The organism is Streptomyces sp. NPDC044064, from assembly GCF_056434245.1.
Genome location: NZ_JBWKFN010000001.1, coordinates 583,859 through 600,323, shown reverse-complemented (window position 1 = coordinate 600,323; position 16,465 = coordinate 583,859). Strand labels below are relative to the sequence as shown.

General features: G+C 70.2%; 16 protein-coding genes and 1 pseudogene. 8 read left to right on the top strand and 9 right to left on the bottom strand.

All coding sequences use genetic code 11. The annotated features are described in order from the left end of the window. Positions 1–230 precede the first annotated feature (230 nt). From AC07DS_RS02705 to AC07DS_RS02685, 5 genes and pseudogenes are all read right to left on the bottom strand, one after another. Positions 231–437, bottom strand: coding sequence for a cold-shock protein (locus tag AC07DS_RS02705; RefSeq protein WP_067116135.1), 207 nt, complete (start codon positions 435–437; stop codon positions 231–233). A gap of 229 nt (positions 438–666) precedes the next feature. Beyond that, positions 667–1,002 (bottom strand): annotated as a pseudogene (locus AC07DS_RS02700) (helix-turn-helix domain-containing protein). 159 nt (positions 1,003–1,161) lie between these two features. Then, positions 1,162–1,443, bottom strand: coding sequence for a hypothetical protein (locus AC07DS_RS02695; protein ID WP_479141995.1), 282 nt, complete (start codon positions 1,441–1,443; stop codon positions 1,162–1,164). A gap of 25 nt (positions 1,444–1,468) precedes the next feature. Next, positions 1,469–1,897, bottom strand: coding sequence for a DUF5994 family protein (locus AC07DS_RS02690; RefSeq protein WP_479141993.1), 429 nt, complete (start codon positions 1,895–1,897; stop codon positions 1,469–1,471). Positions 1,898–2,095: 198 nt separating this feature from the next. Next, complete coding sequence (locus tag AC07DS_RS02685; protein ID WP_479141991.1) at positions 2,096–2,227, bottom strand: hypothetical protein; 132 nt, start codon at positions 2,225–2,227, stop codon at positions 2,096–2,098. 227 nt (positions 2,228–2,454) lie between these two features. Here AC07DS_RS02685 and AC07DS_RS02680 point away from each other — a divergent pair, with 227 nt between their 5' ends. After that, positions 2,455–2,943: a GNAT family N-acetyltransferase gene (locus AC07DS_RS02680; RefSeq protein WP_479141989.1), complete on the top strand. Its 489-nt coding sequence runs from the start codon at positions 2,455–2,457 to the stop codon at positions 2,941–2,943. Between the two features lie 107 nt (positions 2,944–3,050). On the opposite strand, the gene AC07DS_RS02675 is transcribed toward AC07DS_RS02680, so the two are convergent. Next, a complete protein-coding gene (locus AC07DS_RS02675) occupies positions 3,051–3,311 on the bottom strand; it encodes an STAS domain-containing protein (protein WP_479141987.1) in 261 nt (86 codons plus the stop codon). Positions 3,312–4,447: 1,136 nt separating this feature from the next. Between AC07DS_RS02675 and AC07DS_RS02670 the strand changes: the two genes are divergently transcribed. Continuing rightward, the gene (locus AC07DS_RS02670; protein ID WP_366008916.1) at positions 4,448–4,792 is read left to right on the top strand and encodes a MerR family transcriptional regulator; all 345 of its coding nucleotides are present in this window, start codon (positions 4,448–4,450) and stop codon (positions 4,790–4,792) included. A gap of 325 nt (positions 4,793–5,117) precedes the next feature. Here AC07DS_RS02670 and AC07DS_RS02665 read toward each other — a convergent pair whose 3' ends face one another. Beyond that, on the bottom strand, positions 5,118–6,803 hold the full coding sequence (locus AC07DS_RS02665) for a ribonuclease J (RefSeq protein WP_479141985.1): 1,686 nt from the start codon (positions 6,801–6,803) through the stop codon (positions 5,118–5,120). 736 nt (positions 6,804–7,539) lie between these two features. On the opposite strand from AC07DS_RS02665, the gene panD reads away from it, so the two are divergent. Further along, entirely contained in the window at positions 7,540–7,959 is a 420-nt protein-coding gene (gene panD / locus AC07DS_RS02660) for an aspartate 1-decarboxylase (RefSeq protein ID WP_145877221.1), read from the top strand. Between the two features lie 31 nt (positions 7,960–7,990). Further along, positions 7,991–8,335, top strand: coding sequence for a GNAT family N-acetyltransferase (locus AC07DS_RS02655; RefSeq protein WP_479141983.1), 345 nt, complete (start codon positions 7,991–7,993; stop codon positions 8,333–8,335). Between the two features lie 558 nt (positions 8,336–8,893). Here the strand turns inward: AC07DS_RS02655 and gndA are convergent. Next, on the bottom strand, positions 8,894–10,333 hold the full coding sequence (gene gndA / locus AC07DS_RS02650; RefSeq protein ID WP_479141982.1) for an NADP-dependent phosphogluconate dehydrogenase: 1,440 nt from the start codon (positions 10,331–10,333) through the stop codon (positions 8,894–8,896). Between the two features lie 282 nt (positions 10,334–10,615). On the opposite strand from gndA, the gene AC07DS_RS02645 reads away from it, so the two are divergent. Further along, positions 10,616–11,782 carry a transglycosylase family protein gene (locus AC07DS_RS02645; RefSeq protein WP_479141981.1) on the top strand — a complete coding sequence of 389 codons (1,167 nt, stop codon included), beginning with the start codon at positions 10,616–10,618 and terminating at the stop codon, positions 11,780–11,782. On the opposite strand, the gene AC07DS_RS02640 is transcribed toward AC07DS_RS02645, so the two are convergent. Then, on the bottom strand, positions 11,772–12,959 hold the full coding sequence (locus AC07DS_RS02640) for a DMT family transporter (RefSeq protein WP_479141979.1): 1,188 nt from the start codon (positions 12,957–12,959) through the stop codon (positions 11,772–11,774). The genes AC07DS_RS02645 and AC07DS_RS02640 overlap by 11 nt on opposite strands. A 229-nt stretch (positions 12,960–13,188) precedes the next feature. Here AC07DS_RS02640 and AC07DS_RS02635 point away from each other — a divergent pair, with 229 nt between their 5' ends. The 3 genes from AC07DS_RS02635 to glgC are packed head-to-tail and all read left to right on the top strand — an operon-like array spanning position 13,189 to position 16,401. Continuing rightward, a complete protein-coding gene (locus AC07DS_RS02635) occupies positions 13,189–13,938 on the top strand; it encodes a (2Fe-2S)-binding protein (RefSeq protein WP_479142146.1) in 750 nt (249 codons plus the stop codon). A gap of 40 nt (positions 13,939–13,978) precedes the next feature. Further along, positions 13,979–15,130: a glycogen synthase gene (gene glgA, locus AC07DS_RS02630; RefSeq protein ID WP_479141978.1), complete on the top strand. Its 1,152-nt coding sequence runs from the start codon at positions 13,979–13,981 to the stop codon at positions 15,128–15,130. A gap of 50 nt (positions 15,131–15,180) precedes the next feature. Then, on the top strand, positions 15,181–16,401 hold the full coding sequence (gene glgC, locus AC07DS_RS02625) for a glucose-1-phosphate adenylyltransferase (RefSeq protein WP_479141976.1): 1,221 nt from the start codon (positions 15,181–15,183) through the stop codon (positions 16,399–16,401). The last annotated feature ends 64 nt before the right edge of the window (positions 16,402–16,465 follow it).

Below are 16,465 nucleotides of genomic sequence, written 5' to 3'. Positions count from 1 at the left end.
GCGGATCGAGGAATTCCGTCCAGCGGGAATGGCCGCACGAGGATTCACAAGAGTGAGCCGAACAAAAAAGAAGAGCCGGGACTGCCTCGTGGTGCTGGAGCGGGGACAATCGGCGGTCCGGGAAATCCGGAAAACGGGAAAATGACCGGGGCCCGCACCCCAAGAGCACGGGCCCCAGCCACATGATGCGCGAGCCGGTGGCTCGCGACGGTTCGTGTCAGCCTCAGACGTCAGGCGGGAACGATGTTCTCGGCCTGCGGGCCCTTCTGGCCCTGCGTGACGTCGAAGCTGACCTTCTGGCCTTCCTGAAGCTCGCGGAAGCCACCGTTGCTGATGATGTTCGAGTAGTGGGCGAACACGTCAGCGCCGCCACCATCCTGCTCGATGAAGCCGAAGCCCTTTTCCGCGTTGAACCACTTCACGGTGCCAGATGCCATATTGAATCTCCCTTGAGGGGCAGTGCCGGTCTCCGCACTTTACGGAGCCGAGTCGCCGATGATCACCCCTCCGGAAAGATCCGGAAAGCTATGCAAAGAAAAAATCTCTGGTAACCAAAACTGCAACTGCTCTCACGTTAACACAGGCCGGATGGAGACGGTGACGCGTTTTCCCGGAGCGTCCTGTGATTATCCTCCCGCGCCGGGGTGTATTTCTGTAGTGGCGGGACTAGGTATCTGCGCCGTGCTCGTCCAGCTTCCGGCGTATTTCCCGGTTCAGACGCAGGGCGTCGTCGAGCTGGTCCTCGAGTGAGACGATGCGGCACGCGGCCTCGATGGGGGTGTCCTGGTCGACAAGCTCACGGGCGCGGCGGCGATGCGCAACTGGCGGCGGGCGTAACGGCGGTGGTCGCCTTCCGAACGCAGAGGAGCGATCAGCCCGACTTCGCCGACGGCCCGGAGGAAGGCGGGAGTGGTGCCGAGAACGTCCGCGGCCCGCCCCATGGTGTAGGCGGGAGTCGTCATCGTCGAGGTTGCCGGCGACGGAGGCGTTCTCGGCGGGCACAGCACCTTCGTTTCGGGGACGCGGCGAGGGATCCGGGCGTGCCTGGCACTGGTCTCCGAAGGATCCGGCACCATCCGCGTCGTGCCACAACCCCAACTCCGGCAGGCACGGAGATGTGGGTTCGCCGTGACAGATTTCCCCGCTGCCCGCGCGCCGCGCTCAGGACGCGGAGCTGCCCGGTTCCGCCGCCAGACCGGCGGCGGACAGGATGCTGCAGTCGGTGAAGGTCGCTTCACTCAGGTCCGCGATGAGGAGGAGCCGTCCAAGTCGGGCCGCGCGGGCCTCGGCCAGGGCGCGGGCCAGCGGCGTCACCGTCTGCCTGTCCAGTTCGCCGCGTGCGCGGACGATGCGGCATTCCTCGAAGAGTGCGGACGCTCCACCTTGCGTGGTCAACGGCTTGCGGAGGAATGGGAGGCCAGGTGGGATGGCAGTGTCGGTCATGGGCGCGCCCCAAGGCCGGCGTGCCTCATTCCGCCTCTCCTGTCGTTCCCCCGAGGCGACCGGTCTCGGCGAGGGCCAGTATGCGCGCGGCGGTCAGTGGGTTCTCGGGGTCGGCCGCGGCGGCCAGCAGCCGGGCGGCTGTACCGGCCGGCTCATCCGGCGGGACGACCAGGAGCACCCAGCGTCCCACGGAGCCGCAGTCCAGGGAGATGGCGTGCGGCTCGCATCCGGGGCCGGCCGGCTCCACGGCGATCACCCGGCCGGGCGCCATGACGGTGCGCGGGGTGTCGGGCCATTCGGCGGGGTCCACGGTGACCCGTACCGTCGTGTCCGGGTCCGGCTCCAACGAGCCGACGAGCGAGGGAAGCTCGATCTCCAGCGCGTCACAGCGCGGCCACCAGGCCCCGTCCAACGGGCCGTGGCTGACATCCGAGGTGAGGGCCAAGCGAGGCATGGGCATGTGGTACGTGTGCGCGTCGGCCGAGGACATGCTGTCGGCCGGTGTTCCGCCGGGTTCCATCGTGCGGTCCGTTCCGGGCGTCGCCGGGCGACTGCCCGATTCGTCACTCGCCGGGAACGGCACCGCCGACCGCGCTGCGCGAAAAGCTCTCGGTACGGTCAGGTTACCTCTGGACGAGGAGAAGAGGGCGGGTCAGTCGTCGGGCAGGCCCAGTTCGGCGCGCAGCGCCGACCCGTTGACCTCACGGCGGTTGTGCTCGACGGCCCCGTACAGGGATCGCAGGACCCGCTTCCGGTTGTTCTTGCGTTCGCGGAGTTTCGTCATGACTGTCGTTCTCCGGTTCGACGGCCGCGCGGGGACGGAGGTGATGACGGATCCTCGGGCCGCGGGGATCCGGGTCACACGTGCTGTGGAGCCGGATCTCTCCTTCGCCGCCCCACAGGAGCAGGGCGGGGCCTGGACGAGTGGTTTCCGGGAGCGGCGCAGGAACGCCTGCCCGAGCAGCCGACCCCTCCGCACGAAGGCACCCCCCGGTGCGAAATACTCTCCCGATGAGTTCACGCACTTCCCCGATCAGCCGGCCGATCACGATACGGAGGGCCGTAGCGCGGGATGCCAAACGGCTCACGCGGCTCGTGCGTGGCTCAGGCGCCTATGAGGGGAAGTACGCATCCGCAGTCGCGGGCTACCGGGTCGGTCCTGATTACATCGAGGCCCACCGCGTCTTCGTAGCCGTCGGCGCCGACGAGCCTGGAGGCCGGGTCCTCGGGTTCTACTCGCTCGTCCTCGCTCCACCGGAGCTCGACCTGCTGTTCGTCGCCGACGAAGCGCAAGGACGAGGTATTGGACGACTGCTCGTCGCGCACATGCAGTCCGAGGCCCGTGCCGCCGGGCTCGACCGTGTCATGGTCGTGTCGCACCTTCCCGCCGAGGACTTCTACCACCGCGTCGGCGCCGTACGGATCGGGACTGCCCTCGCGAACCCGCCCGCCGTCCTGTGGGACCGTCCCGAATTCGAGTTTCGCATTCCTTCGGAATGACGCGGTGTGCCGGTTCGCAGGGCACCGGCCACGCCTGCATGGCGCGCTCCGTGTGGGCCGTCGTCTCTGCGCCGGCGAGGGGATCGCCTGCGCCGACGGCCTCTCCCTCACCCGAGGCCGACGATCTGGAGGAGGCGTGCGACGGAGGCACTGGGCGCTTGCCAGTCGTAGCCGCCCCCGGCGCTTCGCGCGGTTTGGTGGGTGGTGAGGAGAGTGTTGACACCGCTGGAGTCCATGATCGTGACGCCGTCGAGGTCCAGCACCGTCCGGTACGAGGCGGCGCCGCGAGCAGCTGCGCATCGAGCTGAGGGGCACTGCCCCGGTCGATTTCGCCGCAGACCTCGCCACGCTGAGGCCCCTCGAAGCAAGCGCGGGTGATCGACAATCGGTTGCCTTCTGGCGGCCCGTCGATGCCTTCCACGCTCTCCTCAACAACCGTCACCGACGTCGGCATCCTTGCCCTCCCGGACGGAAAGCCGCCTGCGCGTGGTGCTGGCAGTGCACCACGATGGAGATGACGATCGCCTTGGCCGATGACGGAGCCGGCATCGCCGAAGCCCGCCACCGAGCGCCGCTTTCCTCACCCGCGGCCACCCGGCTGGGGTCTCTGAGCGGATCGTGGGCATGACCCAGCTGGTGATCAGCGAGCTGGTCACCAATCAAGTACGTGCCCGGCCCCGTCCTTGTGCAGCTGTGCTTGGTCGGCGGGGAGGTGATGGGTACGGTCTGGGACACTGATCCCGTGCTGCCGGCAGCCTGGCGAGCAGACCCGCAACGGGTGGGTCGGCACGGTCTGGAGATCGTGAGGCCATCGCACAGGAACTCACCGTCGACCGGTAGGTGGTCGGCAAACGCATCACGGCCCGGATCCTCCTGGATGTCGGAGCCCGTCTCCAGTCGGAGAGCGGTCCTGATCTGGGCCTCGGCGCGGGGCGTGGCGGTGGACGTGCGCGGCTTGGGGCGCCGTTCAGCGTGGTCGAGCACCGGGCCGGTCTCACCGAGGACTGCTGTACGGGAAGCGGGGACCGCCATTCGAGTGGGCACTCTTGCTGATGCTCCTGCGGTAGAAGCAGATGCGCATTCCCTGGAGAAAAACTGTCATGGCAGCAGTAGACATTCCGCCGTTGCAGGGTTAGCGTGGTCTGCGTACCCAGAAGTCCAAGTGGGCACAGCAGGCACGAACTGCTGTGCAGGTAGACCAGAAGGACACGGCCCCAGCGGGGCTGTGAGCAGCACTCGCAGTATTCGCATAATCGAAAGGTAAGGAGCCGAACGCCATCAGGATCGCCCGGGCGAGGAAGCAGTCCGCCCGGGTATCGCAAGGCCCCGGATTGGAAGGTGGTCCCCGGTCACGCATCAGCGATCCCCGCAACCCCGCCCTCCCAGGCGGTACTGCGGAAAGAGAAGGCCGGCGCAGCGCGCCGGTAGATGGTGTTGAAAGCTCGGGGCCCGGGTGCCGTACTGGCACCCGGGCCCCCCGATGCGTCCCCGAAAGAAGAGGTCTATGCCGCCTGCCGGTTCCCGTCCCGTCGGCCCTCTCGATGATGACGACTACCCCGCCTACACCATGGGCCGGGCCGCCGAGATGCTCGGCACCACCCCTGCCTTCCTCCGTACCCTCGGTGAACACCGTCTGATCACCCCGCTGCGCTCCGATGGCGGCCATCGCCGCTATTCCCGGTACCAGTTGCGCATCGCTGCCCGTGCCCGCGAACTCGTCGACCAGGGCACCGCCATAGAGGCCGCCTGCCGCATTGTCATCCTCGAAGACCAGCTCGAAGAGGCGCAGCGCATCAACGAGCAACTGCGCGCCGAGAGCGGCAAGCCTCAGCCGAACACATCAGCCTGATCAGAACGCCCGAACCCGAGGCAACCGATGCACCGCCGACGGACGAGGCGGCTGAGAAACCGCACCGCCGTTCCGTAGCTCAGTCGGGCTCGACGCGTCAACCGGACCCCGCCGGAAGAGACACGCGCGTGCGGGCGTGATGGATGTACGGGGTGATGAGGGGCGAACCGGGGGAAGAAGGAGCAGCAACCGATGGGAGGTTGCCTTGGGTGGCGGGGATCTGGAACTGGGGCAGCTTCTGGCCGCCGCTGAGGCGGCACGGCCCGGGGAGTCCGTCGCGGGCGGGGCCGCGGCTGGAACGGGGACCGTGCTGCCGGGCTATGGCTCAGGCGTCGATGATGACGGGGATGATGAGGGGCTTGCGGCGGTGGGTGCGGAACGCCCAGTTCGCCACGGCGCGGGCGAGGAGTTGTTCGAGTTGGCGCGCGTCCCCGACGCCTTCCTCGGCCGCGGTGGCCAGGGTCTTCTCGATGACGGGGATGACCGGCTCGAAGGTGGCGTCGTCGTGGACGAAGCCCCGGGCCAGGAAGTCGGGGGCCTCGGCGAGGGCGCCGGTGTCCGCGTCGACGATCGCGACCACCGTGACCACGCCTTCGGCGGCGAGGGTGAGGCGGTCCTTGAGGGACGCTTCGGTGGCGCCGCCGACTTCCATGCCGTCCACGTAGACGTTGCCGGCGGGGACCTTGCCGGTGATGGATGCGCGTCCGTCGATCAGGTCGACGACGACGCCGTCCTCGGCGATGACGACCCGGTCGGGGTCGACACCGGTACGGATGGCGAGGTCGGCGTTGGCCCGCAGATGGCGCCATTCGCCGTGCACGGGCATGACGTTGCGGGGCTTGACGATGTTGTAGCAGTAGACGAGTTCGCCGGCGCTGGCATGCCCGGAGACGTGCACCTTGGCGTTGCCCTTGTGGACCACGTGGGCGCCCCACCGGGTGAGTCCGTTGATCACCCGGTAGATGGCGTTCTCGTTACCAGGGATGAGGGAGCTGGCGAGCAGGACGGTGTCGCCCCTGCCGATGCGGATCAGGTGGTCGCGGTTGGCCATCCGTGACAGCGCGGCCATCGGTTCGCCCTGGGAACCGGTGCACACCAGAGTGATCTTGTGGTCCGGGAGCTTCTCCAGCTCTTTGGTGCTCACGACCAGACCGGAGGGGACCTTCAGATAGCCCAGGTCACGGGCGATGCCCATGTTGCGGACCATCGATCGGCCGACGAAGGCGACCTTGCGGCCGTGTTGGTGGGCGGCGTCCAGGACCTGCTGGATGCGGTGCACGTGGCTGGCGAAGCTGGAGACGATGACCCGGCGTGGCGCGGTGCGCATCACCTGCTCGATCGCCGGGTTCAGCTCTCGCTCGGAGGTGGTGAAGCCGGGTACTTCGGCGTTGGTGGAGTCGGTGAGGAACAGGTCCACGCCCTCCTCGCCGAGGCGGGCGAAGGCGCGCAGATCGGTGATGCGGTCGTCGAGAGGGAACTGGTCCATCTTGAAGTCGCCGGTGTGCAGCACCATCCCGGCGCTGGTGCGGATCGCGACCGCGAGGCTGTCGGGGATGGAGTGGTTGACTGCCACGAATTCGCAGTCGAAGGGCCCGAAGCCGCGCCGGTCGCCCTCCCGCACCCGCACGGTGCGCGGCCGGATGCCATGTTCCTTGAGCTTGGCTTCCAGGAAGGCCAGCGTCAGCTTGGAGCCGACGACGGGAATGTCGGACCGCTCGCGCAGCAGGTACGGCACGCCGCCGATGTGGTCCTCGTGGCCGTGGGTGAGGACCACGGCCACGATGTCGTCCAGCCGGTCCCGGATCGAGGTGAAGTCCGGCAGGATCACGTCCACGCCGGGCTGGGTCTCCTCGGGGAACAGCACGCCGCAGTCGACGATGAGCAGTTTGCCCGCGTGCTCGAAGACGGTCATGTTGCGGCCGATCTCACCGAGGCCGCCCAGGGCGATGACCCGCAGCCCTCCTTCGGGAAGGGGCGGTGCGGCTTTCAACTCGGGGTGCGGATGACTCATACCCTGACGGTACCCGGAGAGCGGGACAGGGTGATCCATTGCCTGTGTGATCCAACGAGCGCTCGATACGACCCGACGCCGGAGACGTACTGGCGCTCAGGTCGGCAACCGTCTCATCTGCCCGCGCTGCCCCGACCCCAGGACGGGAGGGCATCCGCGGCCACAGCGACCGCCGCGGGTGCCGGGGTGGCTCCGCGGGTCGCGCGGGCGGTGAGCACCCCGCCCGCGATCACACAGAAGGAGCAGGGCGAGGCGAACAGACGGCCCGGGCATGCGCTCACGGCCGCTGAAGTATCGAGGTTGAACTGATATCGATCTTCGCGGTCCGTTGTGGTCGGCCCGAGTCGATTTAGACCCCGCCGCAGGACAGCACCCGCACTGGCCGGGCTGGCAATGCAGAACTCTTACGTACGAGAGGAGCTCCTACCACCTCGCCTGGCCGCGGATGACCGGTTGTGCCGTCGTGATCCGTGCTCTGTACCTCTCGACTTACCTGACGACTCATCAGATAAGTCACCGTCCAATCAGCATTGGACCGGGGCAGTCATCCGTACATGCTCCCGGTTGACGGCTTCGCGGCAGCTTGCTTCGCGCAGATCGCGCAGGTGGGAAGCCTGCGCGCCACGGCGCACGACGTTCTGGAAAGTCTTCGAGCCGAAGGTATGCCGATGTACAGTGTGGGCTGCCCCTGACCTGCAAAGAGCAGGCGGGGAGCAGACAAACCGGGAGACTCTCCGTGCTTCGTACCATGTTCAAGTCCAAGATCCACCGTGCCACCGTCACCCAGGCCGACCTGCACTACGTGGGATCGGTGACCATCGACGCCGACCTCCTCGACGCCGCCGACCTGCTGCCCGGCGAACTGGTCCACATCGTCGACATCACCAACGGCGCCCGCCTGGAGACGTACGTCATCGAAGGCGAGCGCGGCTCGGGAGTCATCGGTATCAACGGCGCCGCCGCCCACCTGGTCCGTCCCGGCGACCTGGTGATCATCATCAGTTACGCTCAGGTCACCGATGCCGAGGCGCGGGAGCTGAAGCCGAAGGTCGTGCACGTCGACGGTGGCAACCGGATCGTGTCCCTCGGCGCCGACCCGTCCGAGCCGGTGCCCGGCTCGGACCAGGAGCGCAGCCCGCAGGCCGTCTCGGCCTGACCGGCGGACCAGACCAGGAGCGTGCGTGACCATGAGTGACATCGAGATCCGTGACGACCGGGCGGCGGGCCGCCTGGAGGCCGTCGGTGACGGCGAAGTCGTCGGCCACATCGAGTACTTCGTCCTCGAGTCGCCCGCGCGCGCCCTGGTCCCGGTCCACACCATCGTGGAGCCGGCCCACGAGGGCAAGGGCATCGCGGGCTCGCTGGCCCGTGAGCTGTACGCGGTGTCCGAGCGTGAGGGCATCCCGGTCGCCCCGCTGTGCCCGTACGTCGTGAAGTGGGCCGAGCGCCACCCCGACGTGGCCCCGGTCGCCGACCCGGAGCTGCTGGAAGCCGCGAAGGACTGGCTGCGGGCCCACCCCGGACGCTTCTGAGCACAGCAGCACAGCAGCACAGCAGCACAGCAGCACAGCAGCCACCAGCAGACCGATGCCGTCCGGCTCGGGGCCGTCGCCCGCCGCCGTCGGGTGAGTGGCCGGGCGGGCCCCGGGTACGCGGGGAGTAAGTCCAGGCGACGCCAGCGACTGCTCGGAGGCCCCCGATGACGAGCCCGTACCCCGACCCAGCGTCCCCGGGACCACCACCGGCCCCGGGCCCCACCCCACCGGACCCTTACCCGACCCCGGTCCCACCTCCGGAACCGGGCCCGGCTCCGGCCCCGGATCCCGCGCCACCGCCGGTGCCCACCCCGCCACCGGCCCCGGGCCCGCCGGAACCCTCGCCGTCCCCGATCCCCCCTGGGCCGGAACCCGAACCGAGCCCGGAACCGGGTCCGCCCCTCACCTGAAAATCCCGGTTCACCTGAAAATCCCGGTCAGGGGCAGCGCGCCGAAGGGGCGCGGGGAACTGCGCGACCGGCCACGAAACACCCGCACCCGCGACCGGACGGCACCCCGCACCCCCATCAGGCGCCCGTAGCACCCTTGGCGGTCCTAAGCGGAAACCTCACTCCGGTCCCCGCCCCACAGCGTGTGGAACGACCCCTCCCGATCCACCCGCCGGTACGTGTGCGCCCCGAAGAAGTCCCGCTGCCCCTGCGTCAGAGCCGCCGGCAGGCGTTCCGCCCGCAGCGCGTCGTAGTACGCCAGCGCCGCCGCGAAACCGGGCGTCGGCACTCCCTGCCGGGTCGCCGCGATCAGCACCTCGCGCCAGTCGTCCTGCGCCGCGGCGATCTCCTGCGCGAAGGTGCCGTCCGACAGCAGGCTGGGCAGATCGGCCCGGGCGTCGTACGCGGCACGGATGCGGTCCAGGAAGGCCGCCCGGATGATGCACCCGCCGCGCCAGATCGAGGAGACCGCGCCCAGGTCGATGTCCCAGTCGTACTCCTCGCTGCCCGCGGCGATCTCGTGGAAGCCCTGCGTGTACGACACGATCTTCGAGGCGTACAGCGCCTGCTCCACCCGGTCGGCGAACGCGGCGGCCTCCGACTCGCTCAGCGGCGAGGGCTTCGGCCCGGCCAGGCCCTGCGAAGCGTCCCGCAGCGCCGCGTGACCCGACAGCGACCGGGCGAACACGGCCTCGGCGATGCCGGACACCGGCACGCCCAGGTCCAGCGCGATCTGGACCGTCCAGCGGCCGGTGCCCTTCTGCTCGGCCTGGTCGACCACCACGTCCACGAACGGCTTGCCGGTCGCCGCGTCCACGTGGGACAGCACCTCGGCGGTGATCTCGATCAGGTAGGAGTCCAGGCGGCCCGTGTTCCAGGTGCGGAAGATGTCCGCGATCTGCGCGGGGGAGTACCCGGCGACATCCCGCAGCAGCTGGTAGGCCTCGCCGATCAGCTGCATGTCGGCGTACTCGATGCCGTTGTGGACCATCTTCACGAAGTGACCGGCGCCGTCGGGGCCCACGTGCGTGACACACGGCGCGCCGTCGGCCGCCTTGGCGGAGATCTTCTCCAGCATCGGGCCGAGCGAGTCGTAGGACTCCTTCGGGCCGCCCGGCATGATGCTCGGCCCGTGCAGCGCGCCCTCCTCGCCGCCGGAGACGCCCATGCCGACGAAGTGGATGCCCTGCTCACGCAGTGCCTTCTCGCGGCGGCGGGTGTCCGCGAAGTGCGCGTTGCCCCCGTCGATGATCATGTCGCCGGGCTCCAGGAGCGGGGCGAACTCCTCGATCACCGCGTCCGTCGGACCGCCGGCCTTGACCATGATGACCAGTCGGCGCGGGCGTTCCAGGGCCGCCACGAAGTCCTTGGCGGTCTCGGCCGCGATGAAGTCGCCCTCGTGCCCGAACTCCTCCACCAGCTCCTGCGTCCGCGACACCGTACGGTTGTGCACGGCGACCGTGTAGCCGTTGCGCGCGAAGTTCCGGGCGAGGTTGCGGCCCATGACCGCGAGGCCCGTGACGCCGATCTGCGCTGAACTGCTCATACCGCCTGCTCCCTAACTGCCTCGTGACTACGGCTCCGTCAGTACGGGCCCTCGCCCATCCTTACGTGCCGCCACGGCGAGCGCACATCCGACCCGCCACGCATGTTTACGCACGGAAGGCGCCCGTCCCCTCAGTGTCGTCGCCGCTCACGGCCGATCTCGTCAAGGAAGGCCCGTTCCCGGCCACTTGGGAGCAGCATGCGGCTGATTTTCCGTCTTGTCATGGCCTGTTCGTGGCGCTTATTTTTGCCGCTCCTGACGCATGCCGAGGGGATTTCGGACATGGCCGTACGCGGCCGGCATCGCCGGTACCAGCCGAACAGGATCAACCGCGCCTCACTCACCGTCACGGCGGGCGGCGCCGGTCTCGCCATCCCGCTGGTCGCCGCGGGTACCGCCGACGCGGCCGACGCGTCCACCTGGAACAAGGTCGCCGCCTGCGAGTCCAGCGGCAACTGGAGCATCAACACCGGCAATGGCTACTACGGCGGGCTGCAGTTCACCGTGTCCACCTGGGAGGCCTACGGCGGCACCCGGTACGCGCCGCGCGCCGACCTCGCCACCAGGGACCAGCAGATCGCCGTGGCCGAGAAGGTCCTGGACGGACAGGGACCCGGCGCCTGGCCGGTGTGCTCGGTACGGGCCGGGCTGACCCGGGGCGGCCACGCGCCCGAGCTCCACACGGACGGTGCCGCGACCCGCCCGGCGAAGACCGGCAGGACCGGCTCCGCGCCGGACGTGCAGCCGCAGACGACCCCGCAGTCCCGGGCCGGCAAGGCCGAGATGTACACGGTGGTGCACGGCGACACACTCTCCGGCATCGCAGGCGAGCACCATGTCCAGGGCGGCTGGCGCGGGCTGTACGCGGGCAACCGCGCCGCCATAGGGTCCGACCCCGACCTGATCCTGCCGGGCCAGCGGCTCAGCCTGCGCGGCACCGCCTCCCCGGCACCCGACACGCACACCGACGGCAAGTCCAAGTCCCCGAAGCGGAAAGCCCCTTCGGAGAAGAAGACCCACCAGCGCCCGGGCCACGGCACCGGCCACTCCCTCGTCGCCCCGGTGCACGCCGCCATCGGCACCGGCTACCGCGTGGCCGGGTCGCACTGGTCGAAGGGGTACCACACCGGCGTCGACTTCGTGGTGCCGACCGGCACCTCCGTCCACGCGGCCGCGGCCGGACACGTGGTCGCCGCGGGCTGGGGCGGCTCCTACGGCTACCAGGTGGTGATCCGGCACGCCGACGGGCGCTACACCCAGTACGCCCACCTGTCCGCCATCTCCGTGCGGGCCGGGCAGAGCGTGTCCGCGGACCAGCGCATCGGCCGGTCCGGCTCAACCGGGAACGTCACGGGCCCGCATCTGCACTTCGAGGTGCGGACGGGGCCCGGCTTCGGCTCGGACATCGACCCGGTCGCCTATCTCCGGGCCGGCGGCGTCAGGATCTGACCCGCGGGCGGTGCCGGCTCACGACGGGCACGGGCACATGGAAGCCGGCGGACAGTGGAAGGTAAGCGGCGGGGAGGGCGTAGACGGCCGGTATGCCGCCCCCGCCGCCCTCGCGGCCGCCGTCCGGAGCCGCCGCCAGCACGTCCTCGAGGGCTCGCAGGTCCGGGAGAGCGGGCACGTCCGCCAGGGGTGAGCTGCCAGGCACGCGCAGGTCCTCCGCGGCAGGATCGCCCACGTCCTCCCCGGCGTCCGCCGCCCGTGCCGCCGACCGGGACCGCTGCCGGGGCACGCTCCCGAGCACCTCCGCGGCGTCGGCCCCCGGCTCGGTGACCGGCTCCGCCGCAGGGGCGGTCTCGAGCCGCTCCGTCGTCAGCAGGATGAGACCACCCGCGGCCACCACGCCGCAGCCCAGGGCGAGCACGGTGCCCGTGGAGGCGTAGCGGAACGTCTCGCCGAACATCATGATGCCGACCGCGGCGGCCAGCACCGGGTTGACCACCGTCAGCGTGGCCAGCGGCGCGGCGAGGCCGCCGCCCCGGTAGGAGGCCTGGGAGAGCAGGATGCCGACGGTCGCGAACACCCCGATCACCGCGAGGGAGGGCAGGTCGCCGAGGCTGATCCCGCTGTCCCAGTCGACCGCCACGGTCTTGGTGAACACGGACGACATGCCGAAGGCTATGCCGGAGCCGGTGGCCAGCAGCACGCTGCGCACGGCCGGGTGCCGGTGCACGGCCCGGCCCGCGATCATCAGCGCCACGACTGCTCCGCCGGTGACCAGCGCGGCGGTCGTCCGCTGGGCGGCGTCGAGGGAGTGCGCGTCGGACGTGCCGACCAGGGACAGCAGGCCCGCGAGACCCACCGTGGCCATGATGGCGCCGCGCCAGGCCGTCGCGCCGGCCCTGCGGGAGACGAAGAGCGCCGCCATGGGCAGCGCGAAGACGATGGTCAGCGCGCCCAGCGGCTGCACCAGGCTGAGCGGGCCGTAGGCCAGCGCCACGACGTGCAGCACGCCGCCGAGCCCGTTGAGGGTCAGCGCCGCCCACCAGCCGGCCCGGCGCAGTGGCATGTACGAACCGTCGGGAGAGGACACCGCAACCTGCTCCTGCACGATCGCTCCGCCGGCGTAGGCGACGGCGGAGACGAACGACAGGAGCACGGACAACGCCAGGGCGCTCATCTGCAGCTCCTCTGCGTGAGCCGGGACCCCCGGGTCCGGCACGGCGTACGGTCGGCTTCCATGGTCAACACTCTGCCCGCTCGGGTCTCTTCCCGTCGTCGTACCTGAGCACGCAATGAGTCCTACTACCGATGGAGTACGCCGACCGCGCGATCATCCCCAAGAGGGGTGACCACGGGTGGACACCCCGGGGTCCGCGCCACGAACAAGCCTGGTACTAGTGCTCCTCGTGGACCTCGACCCCGAACTCGCAGCCCTCCGCCCGCTCGGCGGCTTCTTCGTCCTGCGCACCGCCGCGGCGGTGCGCAGGACGGCTTCTGCGCCCCTGCCGGCACTCGCGGAGACCTATGAAGCCGGGACATCGGATGTCCGTCGGGACCAGCTGACAATCCGTGTCGAGACAGTGGGGCGGCGCCTGCGTACGACCGAGCCGCGGGTCGCCGCCTCCATCAGCCAGCAGGGCCTCGCCGCCCGCCTCTGGTCCCCGGCCCTGGCCTCAGCGTCCCTGTACGGCCTGCTGCCCGACCTGGACCCGCGCCTGCTGCGCTGGGACGCCGCCGCCACCGCTCCGGACGACCTGTGGCTGACCGAGGTGCGCCCGCTGCCCGGGGACGCGGCGACGCTCGCGGACACCGTGCTGCACGGCCATCTCGAGCCCCTAGGGGAGACCCTGAGTTCCCGCTACGGTGTCGCGGCCGGACTGCTGTGGGGCAACGCCGCCTCGGCGCTCGCCGGAGCCGCCCGCGAACTGGACCGCTGGGCCCGGGCGAGGGGCCGTACCGAGGTGGCGGACCGGGCCCGCGCCCTCACCGGCGAACTCTTCGCCCACCCCCTCCTGCGCACCGCCGGCACCCGCACCGGCACCGCCTTCCGCCGCCGCAGCTGCTGCCTGTACTACCGCGTCCCCGGCGGCGGAGTCTGCGGCGACTGCTGCTTCACCCGCCCGCCGCGCTCTTCCCCGGACGCCGCTTCTGGGTGACCATGAGAGGAACGTGCCGCCGTGGCAAGGGGGTTGTCGGGTGCGTGTGGGACTGCTGACCCGGGAGTACCCCCCGGACGTGTACGGCGGCGCAGGCGTCCATGTGGAGTTCCTCGCCCGCGAGTTGACCTCCCTGGTGGACCTGGAGGTGCACTGCTGGGGCGAGGGGCGCGGCGTCGGTGTCGTACGCCATCGCCCCTGGGCCGTTCTCGACGGCTCCAACGACGCACTGCGCACCTTCTCCGTGGACCTCGCCATCGCCGCCGCCCTCGAAGGCCGCGAGCTCGTCCACTCCCACACCTGGTACGCCAATCTGGCCGGCCACTTCGCCAAGCTCCTCCACGGCATCCCGCACGTGATGACCGCCCACTCGCTGGAGCCCCTGCGTCCCTGGAAGGCCGAGCAACTGGGCGGCGGATACGCCCTGTCGAGCTGGGCCGAGCGCACCGCGGTCGAGGCCGCGGACGCGGTGATCGCCGTGTCGGGGGCCATGCGGGAGGACATCCTCGCCTGCTATCCGGCGCTGGACCCGGCGAGGGTCCACGTCGTGCACAACGGCATCGACACGACGCTCTACCGGCCGAACCGGGGCACCGACGCCCTCGCCCGCATCGGCCTCGACCCCGCACGCCCGTACGTCCTGTTCGTGGGCCGGATCACCCGCCAGAAGGGCGTGCCCCATCTGCTGCGCGCGGTACGGGACATCGACCCGCGCGCGCAGGTCGTGCTCTGCGCGGGAGCCCCCGACACCCAGGACATCGACCGCGAGTTCCGGGAGCTGCACGAGGAGCTGAGCCGGGTCCGCGAGGGCGTGTTCTGGATCCCGCAGATGCTGCCGCGCACGGATGTGATCCAACTCCTCACGCACGCCGCCGTGTTCGTCTGCCCTTCGGTGTACGAGCCGCTCGGCATCGTCAACCTGGAGGCCATGGCGTGCGGCACGCCCGTGGTGGCCTCGCGGGTCGGCGGTATCCCCGAGGTCGTCGAGGACGGCAGGACGGGCCTCCTCGTCGACGTGGACGACGACTTCGAGGCGGGCCTCGCGCGGGCACTGGATGCCGTCCTCGGCGACCGGGAGACGGCCCGGCGGATGGGCGAGGCCGGACGGGAGCGCGCGGTGGGCGAGTTCGGCTGGGACGCGGTGGCCCGGCGCACCGCCGGGCTGTACGAGGAGATCCTCAAGCAGGCGTAGTCCGGTCTGCTCGGGGCAACCACGGTTCAACCAGGGTGAGGGGAGCGGCCATGCGTCGTGGTGGACCTTCGGTTCTCGGAATCGTTCTGGCGGGCGGGGAGGGCAAACGGCTGATGCCGCTCACCGCGGACCGCGCCAAACCGGCCGTCACCTTCGGCGGCACCTACCGGCTCGTCGACTTCGTCCTGTCCAACCTCGTCAACGCCGACGTGCTGCGCATCTGCGTGCTGACCCAGTACAAGTCCCACTCCCTGGACCGGCACATCACCACCACCTGGCGGATGTCCAGCCTGCTCGGCAACTACGTCACCCCGGTCCCGGCCCAGCAGCGCCTCGGCCCGCGCTGGTACCTGGGCAGCGCCGACGCGATCCTGCAGTCGCTGAACCTCGTGTACGACGAACAGCCCGAGTACGTGGCCGTGTTCGGCGCCGACCACGTCTACCGCATGGACCCGCGGCAGATGCTGCAGCAGCACATCGAGGGCGGCGCGGGCGTGACGGTGGCCGGCATCCGGGTGCCGCGCTCGGAGTCCTCCTCGTTCGGGGTGATCACGCCGGGCTCGGACGGCATCGGTGTCGAGCGCTTCCTGGAGAAGCCCGCCGACCCGCCAGGGCTGGCCGACGACCCCGAGTGCGTGTTCGCCTCGATGGGCAACTACATCTTCTCCACCAAGGCCCTCATCGAGGCGCTGCAACGCGACGCCGAGGACAGCCAGTCGGTGCACGACATGGGCGGCTCGATCCTGCCCCAGCTCACCGGCCGCGGCGAGGCACAGCTGTACGACTTCAGCGCCAACCACGTGCCCGGGGAGACCAGCCGCGACCAGGGCTACTGGCGGGACGTGGGCACCCTGGACGCCTACTACGAGGCGCACATGGACCTGATCGCCGAGCGGCCCGCCTTCAACCTCTACAACCGCCAGTGGCCCGTCTACACCCACTCCAACCAGCTCTCCCCGGCCCGCTTCAACGCGGGCGGCATCGCGAGCGAGTCCATCATCAGCGCGGGCTGCCTGATCCGCGGTCAGGTCACCCGGTCCGTGCTGTCGCCGGGGGTCCGGGTCGACCCGGGCGCGGTCGTGCAGGGCTCGGTGCTGCACGACAACGTGCGCATCGGCCGGGGTGCGGTCGTCCGCGGTGCCGTCCTGGACAAGAACGTGGAGGTCCCGCCCGGCGCGACGATCGGCGTCAACCCGGAGCGGGACGCCGAGCTGTACACCGTCTCCAAGGGCGGGGTGATCGCCCTGGGGAAGGGACAGCGGGTCTCCTGAGCCCCTGCCCCTCGACCTCCTGAGCTCCCGTCGGACGCACCGTCGGACGGCTGCCGTCCGCGAC